Here is a 9,313-nt window from a genome sequence, read left to right on the forward strand (position 1 = left end):
CCACAAAAAAAGGTCTAGCCCAACCACAAAAGTTGGACTAGACCCCATAAAAAAGCCGGCATGGAACATCCTTCTCAATGTCCCGTACCGGCTATTTCCTACTTTACATCTTCTACGATCGTATTTACAGCCAGTTTCATCAGCGTAATGTACAGACGATTCCATATCTTCACCCATCAGCTGGTCGTGGTCTGGATCTTTACTTTATTTACCATAGCTTTAAAGTCACTCACATATTCATCCGCGACCATGAGCACAAGTTATATTTTTAATATTTTCAGCAATTGGCTCACTATTCGTGTATCCACTACCTAATACATTGCCACTGCTATTTTCTACCCAATAGGTCCCATTCCTAAGATTAAAATGAAACCAACAAGTAATATATCCTCCAGATTGATTCTGAACAATTACCTTGGAGTATACATTCGGATACGTACCGTACTTATCTCTAACGTAAAAATCAACACCATCGCTAGACCCAGCATAAATATCTGCTGCATAGCTTATTTCTGTCATACCTCCGAATGAAAATAGTATACTCAATACAGCTACCATCAGTCCATTTATTAGCTTTTCCTTCATTTATAAATCACGCTCCTTTCAGTCCAATTTTAACGCTAATGTTCTCCTCTTACAAAACAACTGTTCTAAAGGTTAGTCATGTTCTTCTTTTTCTTTAATACTTTGACCATCCTGATATAACCACATCTTTCGACCATTGGCAGAACCCCCGGTTACACAGGCAGCTACTGTTGATGAACTGCTAAAGGGTACATCTTCTATAAAGTACCCATCTTGCACCTTCCCCTCAGCCATTAATTCTTGACGACGCTCATGGACATACTTAGGGCATGATGGGGTTTCGGTAGTACTGAATTCAGAGTTTTTACATACAATAAACTGATTATCAGAAATATAAGCAGTAGCTTTTACTTTTCTCCCAGCAAGATGCAACATGTTTTTAATATTGTCATTTTTTGCTTTCTCGCTCAGGCTGGATGATATTTTCGGCTGTATAGCAGATGGGACTTTAGGGATTGTAGTTTCTGCTATATCTAGTTCTTTAAGTGAAATTCCCTGTTTATTTTTCCATTCTATAAGCCCATTAGAACTTTTGCCGCAAATAAACATAGCTGCGTAAGATGGACTCCCAAAGCAGATATCGTCTTGAAGAATCCCATTGGCATCAATGATTCCAGCATACGCCTTACGTGCTCTCTTAATGCCCTGGGAAATATAAGAAGCAAGTTTCGGATAAATAAAGCTGCCTTTTAATACCCAGAAGCCTTCTGATGTAATACACCCTATGCCTTTACCACTCTTCCCTAGATTTCTACTAAAATAAAGAAGGGGTTCATCTCCTTCCTTATCAACTTCAGACGGCAGTGGCACAAAAGCAGAATAACCTAAAGTTGGAAGAATCAGCTCTACATTGATAATAAATTCCTCCAATGAGTCTTGTACCGGTTTAGACAATGGCGATTTCGGCGGCGTATTACCATTTTTAACGACATATCGTTTTGCTTTTTGTGCTATCGTATAAAATCGATGTTCCAAGTACTTGACTCGTCCCTTTTCCAATGTCCCATCCGGTGTAACGAAAGTAACTACTTCTGTCCAATAACTGCCATCATTTTCAAAAGAATGGGGTTGTAATAAACGTTTTTCTACATTATCCGCCTCTCCGACGTAAATAAATGATTTCCCCGTTTCATCATCTTTTCCGAAAAGAAAATAGACTCCAGGGGCCTTAAGATCAGATAGGTCATTACATTCTTTTAATTTTCCACGTGGAATCTTATACGCCACGCCATTCCAATTCGACAAGTTTGCCTGCCATCTCTCAGAAGCAGAGCCATCCATCAAGTATAAATTTATGCTTTTTCCAAGAGATGACATATTTTTCTCTCCCTTTATTAAATAAAATGATAAGATAATTTTAGCGGGCGTGCCACGAACACGCCCCTACAAACAATCAATGCGTTCTCGTCATCAATGCCACCGACTCAATGTGGCTCGACGGCCTAAAATCGATGTCACTACACCGCCTCACCACAATAAATATCATTTGGGGATTCGCGGAAACATGTCTACACTTCTAATCTTGCTGAATTTTCCTACCGCCGTTCAAGGAAACATGTCAAAAAAGCTTCTTCTTATATAGAAAAGAAACTAACCGTCTCAACCTCAAATTACTCCAACAAATCCTCTATTGACCATCGTCTCCACCTAGTGTTTAGGACCTTCTTTTTCATTAATACTCTGTCCATCAGGATACAGCCATAATTTCCGTCCATTAGCAGATCCTCCGGTTACACAGGCAGCTGCCATTGACGGGCTGTCGAAAGGATAGTCTTTCGTAAAGCGCTCCTCTTTAATCGTACCTTCCGCAATCAGTGCCTGGCGCCGTTTGTGAATGGACTTCGGGCACGACTGCGTTTCTGTTTGACTAAATTTTGAACCTTTGCGTACAATAAATTTTTCTCCATCCCTGTAGGCAGTAGCTTGTACCTTCTTCCCAGAGAGGTACAGAATTTCTCTACCTGCTTCTTCATTGTGAACAGAAGTAAAAATCCCATCCGGAAATATATTGATGTAAAAGTTGATATCCTGAATATAATTTTCACAAGTATGTATCTGTACCCCGCTAAGATGATAGTGACGCTTCCGAAATGTTTTCGTACAATTCGCTTTTTGAGGACTCATTGTCAGGCACTTATTAAAATGCGTATGGATATATTCACACATCGCATTTTCAATAAATTGTAATTCGTTACTGCTGATATTAGAATCTGTAAATTTAAACCCTAAGACAGTGTGCCATGAAGAATCAATATCACCTGAATGGGCATTCATAATTCTTCTTTGAATCGTATCCAAACCTGTTTGACCAACATAGACTGCATCAGAACCAACAAGAAGTAGGTAAATGCCCGGCCCATCTAGTTCGTTTTCATAATCTTGTATGTTTTCTTTCGCTACGCGAATGGCAGATATTTTTGATGAGTCACTGCTCATCGTAACGGTACCATTATAAGTGCCATCTGCTAAATAGATTTTTAGGCCACGCATTTACTACTCACTCCTTAAATTTCTTAGCCAGACTTAGTCTTACGTTGATAGTTTGAATATGAAAGTTCTGGATCACTGCCTAAAGGCTTTATCCCACTCTTTTCAAGCATTTCATTAATTTCAAAAATGGAATTTTCACTGCATGATGCAAGTATACATTCATATGCATATCCCTCATATTTCATCGCATTTAATTTACAATCTGACTTTTCAAAAAACATCTTAGCGTCAGGCGGTGGTAGTTTCAATCCCACACACAGCCCTAGCACCGTTTGCACAGTTGGTTGATAATCTTCATCATTCCTGATTCGTTGAATCGTTTTTATTCCTACCAAAGATGCTTCTGATAACTGCTGATTTGAAAGATGTCTTTCTTTCTGTAAAGCTACAAGAGTTTCAGCGAAAGACCCTGGATATCTCCTAAGTTTTAGCGCACGTTGTTTACCCTCCTGAATTTGTTGAAGTAATGAGCGATTATGCGCATTCATCTCAAAATAATATTCAACCTGGCCTTCTTGCAGAGGCAAACTGTGCATAAACTGCACATAATAGCGAACGCCTTGATATTTAGACTGATAACTATACCCCTTAGTAAAGATAAGACAGCATTCGTCTATATGAGATAACGCATACTCTGTAAGAGTTGCCTTGCCAGTTTTCACATCAGAAGTGATGTATTTTTTGCGATTTAAAACAAGATGCCCATCAATATATAAAAACTGATGCTTGTTTAATAATCTTCGAAACACCTTATCGAAGCTATAGGCCTTGAATAAATCCGCATATGAAATTATAAATGTTTGGTTCTTGGCAAGACAATTATCATCAAACGAATATCTATGAAGATAATGCCCATCAATAAAAGGATAAGCCCCTTCTGCCTTCGGATACCCTAATTCAATTAAGCGAGCTTTTGCTGCATGTCGCGATACATCATAAAGAGATTTCAGTGTATCAATTACAGATTCGTATGCTTCTGCATTCGCGACTGCTGCTCCACCGTACGCAGACAGCAAACTATCGGCTTTTTCCCTTACTGTTTTTGCGGGCATTAGGATTTTTGGTGCGATACCTTTTGCCTGCCATTCCATCCAATCGACAGCTTTCCATTTTGCTGAATTCGTCGTTTTAGCATTAATTTCACATTGAATCGCTCGGCCAATCGAATCCCTGGCGCCAATCATCTTCATCAAAGCATGATACGGTTGATGGCGATACCAATGAAAACATTCATGAGCTAATGTCGTCCGCAGTGTACCAACAGAACGTTCATAGGTAACACGGGGATCCAGATAAACTGTACCTCGTTTCGCATTACGGATTAAAAGTTTTCGATGTGAATCAAAAATATTGCCATCGTCAAAAACAATCGTACCCAAATAGGTCAACTCATCAGACAAATTTACATTGTCAATAATGGTCAGCCCCATTAAATCTTCGGCTATATTATAAATAGGTACGCGCATAGGATGTTGTAGAGCTTCCGGACAATATCGCAATAAAAACTTTTCCGCTTCTTCATCAAACTGATCTCTGGAAATAATAGGCACCAATTCACCAGACAGTTTTTCTGGCTCATCTTCTCCAAGCGAATCGCAGTCCCCAATACGGATGATGCGAAAACCGTCAAGTTCAATGCCTATCGTGACCTGGCAATGAATTCTCAACCATTTTTCTATGAAATAACTTTTAGTAGTCGCGCTTCTTTCTACAGCACAAGAGACAATAACATCAAAACCAATGATGCCATCAACCTGCTGCATGATATGCGTGACGTTTTCAAGGGTAACATCAGAAGTTTCTATTCTTTCATCAGTGCCTACCTGTGCATTGCGCAGGTAGGCTAAGGCCGCATCCTTAATATCATCATAGCGTACTCGATTAATCAATTTTTGCAGCGGGCTTTCATCATGAGCTTCATAGTAATCAAGTCGGCTGTCATTCAGTGTTTTTCTTATTTCACGCCATTTCGGCATATACCGGTCGAGATAACTTGTAAATGTCGCATTATGTTTCCGGGTAATCAAATGGGTCAGCTCATGCAAGATAATATAATCGAGACATTGTGGTGCCTTCTGAGCCAATTGAAGGTTAAACCACAACTTCCGTTTTTCCGTATTGCAGGCACCCCATTTGGTAATCATATACTTCGTCTGCCAAGAATCACATTTCAGTCCTGTTTTTTCCTCCCAGAGTGGCAAGCGTTTTTCAATCGCCGATTTTAACATCTTGCGATACTCTTCCCGCACATAGGATTCCCGCTGTTTGACGGTACTCTTACTGTTCATGGCAAGGATGACGTTTTGATTCTGTATAGTAAAACTATTTTTCTGACTGTCCGGCTTAAAGACGAGATAGTAAGGCTTTCCCCAGATATACATGGTTTCGCCGGAAACATACTGCCTTTTTGAAGCTCTTGGCTGATCTTGGAATTTAGCAATAGAGCGTTTGATAAAACTAATTTGCGTTCTTGCATAAGCCTCGATGGCTTTGTCATCGACAGATTTAGGCGCAGAAATAACGACATGTCCATCCGGCGGTTTGACCTGCAGATGCATGTTCTTTATATTCTTTTTTTGCACATCAATCGGTATCCCGGATATGACAATCCGCATTAATATTCCTCCTGCTTCTCAATGATTTTATAGACACGTTCTACCTCCGCATCATCGCCAAAAATCTTAAATAGTGCTTTCTTGATTCTTTTCACAATAACCTTATTGTTGCGAAAATCCGCCATTTTATTATCCATAACCGCCTGATGAATTCGCAGGGCAAGTTTCTCGTCCTCCCCGGTGTTGTCGTAAATAGCCATCAGTGCCTTGCTGCCGCGTATGCCTTCCGGGTATTTCGCGTTTTCCTCCGGATGGTCAACATCCTTTGCCAACTTAATATAGCGCTCGAGCATCTCGGCATAGTCAAGTACGCCTTTTTTTCGTTCCTCAATCAGTTTGTCAAGGATTTCAGACATTTTAGCGTAGTATCGCGGGTTAACGGTAACCTTCTCAATTACTTTTCTACGGATATTATTTTCAATCGCTTCGGCAGCACCTTCTTTATGTCCACTATCAGCATCACCTGTAAGTGTTTCGCCCCGATTTACCACAAAATCAAGTAACGTAAGGTCATCAAAATCACCAATCTTCTGAGCGTCTGTTGCCGTTAGATAATTGTCGATTATTTTCCGCATATCTGGCTCATAAGCTTTCAAATCAAGAAAATCGCCGCTGGCGTTGCCAATCATTTTCTTCAGTTCAATGTAGAATGTGACTTTTTCGTCATATTCCTTCAGTTTGTTGGATGAAACATCGTCTACGAGATAAGGTTTTGCCTCAGCAAAAGCACGTACAAGACTGCTTACCAGCCTATAAAGCTTTTCACGAAGCCTTGCATAAATCTCATCGCTTTCTTCCGACTGCCCTGAAACTCCACAGAAATAATGCTCGTACTGAAGATCCTCCTGTGGCTCTTCAACGCCCTCGCAAAGTTCCTCTAAAGCGTCATATACTTCCTCAAAATAACGGATGGCTTCATCATGGCGATCCTTGACAAGACCTTTGACATCCTCCGGATCATATCCTTCAAATGCGCCAGAAGTGTAATCCTTCATAGCGGTCTGAAGCTTCCCAAAAAGTTGTTTGTAATCAACAATGTACCCGAAATCCTTTGTGTCATCGTCCAGACGATTCACACGGCAAATAGCCTGAAACAATCCGTGATCCTGCATCTTCTTATCAATATATAGATATGTACAAGGTGGGGCATCAAAACCTGTGAGCAACTTGTCAACAACGATAAGCAGTTTCATATTTGCCGGTTCTTCAACGAATTTACGCTTGGCTTCCTTCTCAAATTTTTCAACCTTAGATAAGATGGAGCCGGTCTTTGGAAGGTTCTCCGGATCGAGTCCGAGCATTTTCAGATAAGTCTCATACTTTAGGAAGGTATCCGTGTCGTCCTCATCGCTAACGGTATCCGTTCGAAGTTCTCCCTTGTTGGGAGTATAGGAAGAAATGATAGCACATTTCTTAAATCCCATTTGCTGAAAGATCTCATAGTACTTACAGGCGGTTGAAATAGAATCCGCTACTAATATCGCATTCCCGTTTCCCTCCATAAGGCGAGGCTTCATGTTAAAGTCCTGTATAATGTCCCATGCTACTTTTTCAAGACGTGAACGGGAACTGTAGACCTTCTGCATCGTTCCCCATTTCTCTTTGAGCTTTGCTTTTGCCCGCGGGGAAAGGCCACGCGTCTTAACGTCAAACCACTGATCCACACGATTCTGCGATGACAAGTCCTGTGGCACGTCACGGTACTCATATCTCAAATCAAGGACGACTCCGTCCTCCACGCCTTCGTTGTACTTGTATGTGTGAATATATGTACCGAACACTTCAATGCTGAGCTTCTTGTCTTTTTTAAGGAGCGGCGTGCCCGTAAATCCGATAAAGATAGCATTCGGCATAATCGTCTTCATTGCCAGATGAAGTTTGCCCGACTGCGTTCTGTGGCATTCATCAACGAATACGACAATGTTTCCCTTCGCCTCAAAATCTGGTGGAAGGGAACTTTTTAGTTCTTCTATATATTTGTCATAATCATTTTCCGTTGCCTCGCCGCCGCGTCTGCCAAACTTATGCACCAGGGAGCACATCAGCGAGTCATCGTATTTATTCAGACGTGCAATCAAATCCTGTCCGCTTATCGTCCTGACAATATTCTCATCCACACCATTGAATGTTTTCTCGATCTGTTCGTCCAGTTCCTCACGATCAGTCACAATCAGAACACGCGGATTTATCTCTCCCCAATGCGACAGAATCCATTTTGCCAACCAGATCATGGTCAGCGTTTTCCCGGAACCCTGTGTGTGCCAGATGATTCCGCCCAATGGATCATCTGGATTACGTCCCGCATCATGAATTGCTGCCCGAAGATTGTTCAGTCTGACCTGTGCTCGCTTTATGCCGTAATACTGGTTATAACGGCACACCTTTTTGACACCCTTGTCAAAAACTACAAAGTTAAACATAAGGTCGATAAAACGCTCTTTATCAAACATGGCATAGAGCTGCTTGAGCAGTTTATTATCGATTCCCGCACACGCATTACTGATACGGACATCCATCGGGCTACGCTCTTCCTGATGTTCTTTAAAGCCGTCAGCTTTCCATTCCATGTAGAATTTTTCCGGTGTATTGAGCGTACCGTAATGCAGTCCTTCAGACTCATTGCCAGCCATACAGAATTGCATCGTACTAAAGAAACTCTGAATAAATGAGTTTTTCTGGTTCGTCAGATTTTGACGTATTCCTTCCGACACAGAAATGCTGCTCCGCTTCAGCTCAATAACAGCAACCGCGATGCCATTTAAGTAGATAACCAGATCCGGCCTTTTCTCTGTTTGATCCACTACGGTGACTTCTTCCGCAATCGCAAAATCATTGTTGAGTGGATTGTCTTCGTCAATGAAATAAACCGTCTTAGGTGGCTGTTCCGGACTTTCGTAGACCTTGGCTCCATATTTCAGTAAGGAATATACCTTTTTGTTTGCATCGTAAATACCATGGGCTAAATTGCCAGCTGACTGCTGCAACTGATGAATTGCCTCACTACATAGCCTATCAGAATAACCTTTCAGATGGAGATACCGCCGCAGGCGATCTTCCTTTATGTTTTTATTCTGAATATCCTTCAAATTCCCTAGATACTGGTATCTTAAAATATTTTGATCTTTAAAGAAGTCAATAACCTTCTTCTGTGTTTTTATCTCTGAATCACCGATGCTCATGGTAAAAGCCCCCTTACTTCAATCGTACCTTGCCGGTCAACAGGTCTTCCATCATGCCCTGTTTAATCATTTTGTACTTCTCACACTTACGCTGATGAAGGGTAATAAGGTTATTAATTTTTTGAAAATAAATGCCTAGTTCTCTTTGCTCATCTTTTGATGGTAAAAACACTTTAGCTCCTATTATTATATCTGGAGTTACTCTTTTCTGACTATTTGAAGAGCCAGATGAACAATCTTCTAAATACTTCGTAAATGAATCCCTTGAAACTACAAAACTCAAAAAAGGTAAATCTATATCCTCTGAATACAACGGGATAAATTCAGCGGAACAAACGGCGTTACCTGTTGGCTCTTTTATATACCAAATGCGTTTTTTTCTTACATTTAATTTGTTAACAGCAGTTTACAACTTTTTGAACAAATAAATATCGCGTAACCACA

General features: G+C 40.8%; 6 protein-coding genes. All 6 read right to left on the reverse strand.

Features of this window, described 5'->3' with window-relative positions; translation table 11 throughout:
• Positions 1–237: 237 nt before the first annotated feature.
• Positions 238–585: a hypothetical protein gene (locus tag DW949_RS13240; RefSeq protein ID WP_118023647.1), complete on the reverse strand. Its 348-nt coding sequence runs from the start codon at positions 583–585 to the stop codon at positions 238–240.
• Between the two features lie 72 nt (positions 586–657).
• On the reverse strand, positions 658–1,902 hold the full coding sequence (locus DW949_RS13245) for a GIY-YIG nuclease family protein (RefSeq protein WP_199595932.1): 1,245 nt from the start codon (positions 1,900–1,902) through the stop codon (positions 658–660).
• A gap of 330 nt (positions 1,903–2,232) precedes the next feature.
• Complete coding sequence (locus DW949_RS13250) at positions 2,233–3,075, reverse strand: DUF4357 domain-containing protein (RefSeq protein WP_118023648.1); 843 nt, start codon at positions 3,073–3,075, stop codon at positions 2,233–2,235.
• 23 nt (positions 3,076–3,098) lie between these two features.
• Entirely contained in the window at positions 3,099–5,690 is a 2,592-nt protein-coding gene (locus tag DW949_RS13255) for a SprT family zinc-dependent metalloprotease (RefSeq protein ID WP_118023649.1), read from the reverse strand.
• Positions 5,690–8,869, reverse strand: a complete 3,180-nt coding sequence (locus tag DW949_RS13260) for a type I restriction endonuclease subunit R (protein WP_118023650.1) — start codon at positions 8,867–8,869, stop codon at positions 5,690–5,692. The genes DW949_RS13255 and DW949_RS13260 overlap by 1 nt, the downstream gene beginning before the upstream one ends.
• A 13-nt stretch (positions 8,870–8,882) precedes the next feature.
• Positions 8,883–9,152 (reverse strand): restriction endonuclease subunit S, encoded by a 270-nt coding sequence (locus DW949_RS13580; RefSeq protein ID WP_147349066.1) that lies wholly within the window; start codon positions 9,150–9,152, stop codon positions 8,883–8,885.
• Between the last annotated feature and the right edge of the window lie 161 nt (positions 9,153–9,313).

The organism is Megasphaera sp. AM44-1BH (assembly GCF_003467125.1).
GTDB lineage: Bacteria > Bacillota > Negativicutes > Veillonellales > Megasphaeraceae > Megasphaera.

Bases quoted from the DNA above. Each gene is read 5' to 3' on its own strand.
- DW949_RS13245 (WP_199595932.1), bottom strand. From the start codon at position 1,902: ATGTCATCTCTTGGAAAAAGCATAAATTTATACTTGATGGATGGCTCT.
- DW949_RS13240 (WP_118023647.1), bottom strand. From the start codon at position 585: ATGAAGGAAAAGCTAATAAATGGACTGATGGTAGCTGTATTGAGTATA.
- DW949_RS13255 (WP_118023649.1), bottom strand. From the start codon at position 5,690: ATGCGGATTGTCATATCCGGGATACCGATTGATGTGCAAAAAAAGAAT.
- DW949_RS13260 (WP_118023650.1), bottom strand. From the start codon at position 8,869: ATGAGCATCGGTGATTCAGAGATAAAAACACAGAAGAAGGTTATTGAC.
- DW949_RS13250 (WP_118023648.1), bottom strand. From the start codon at position 3,075: ATGCGTGGCCTAAAAATCTATTTAGCAGATGGCACTTATAATGGTACC.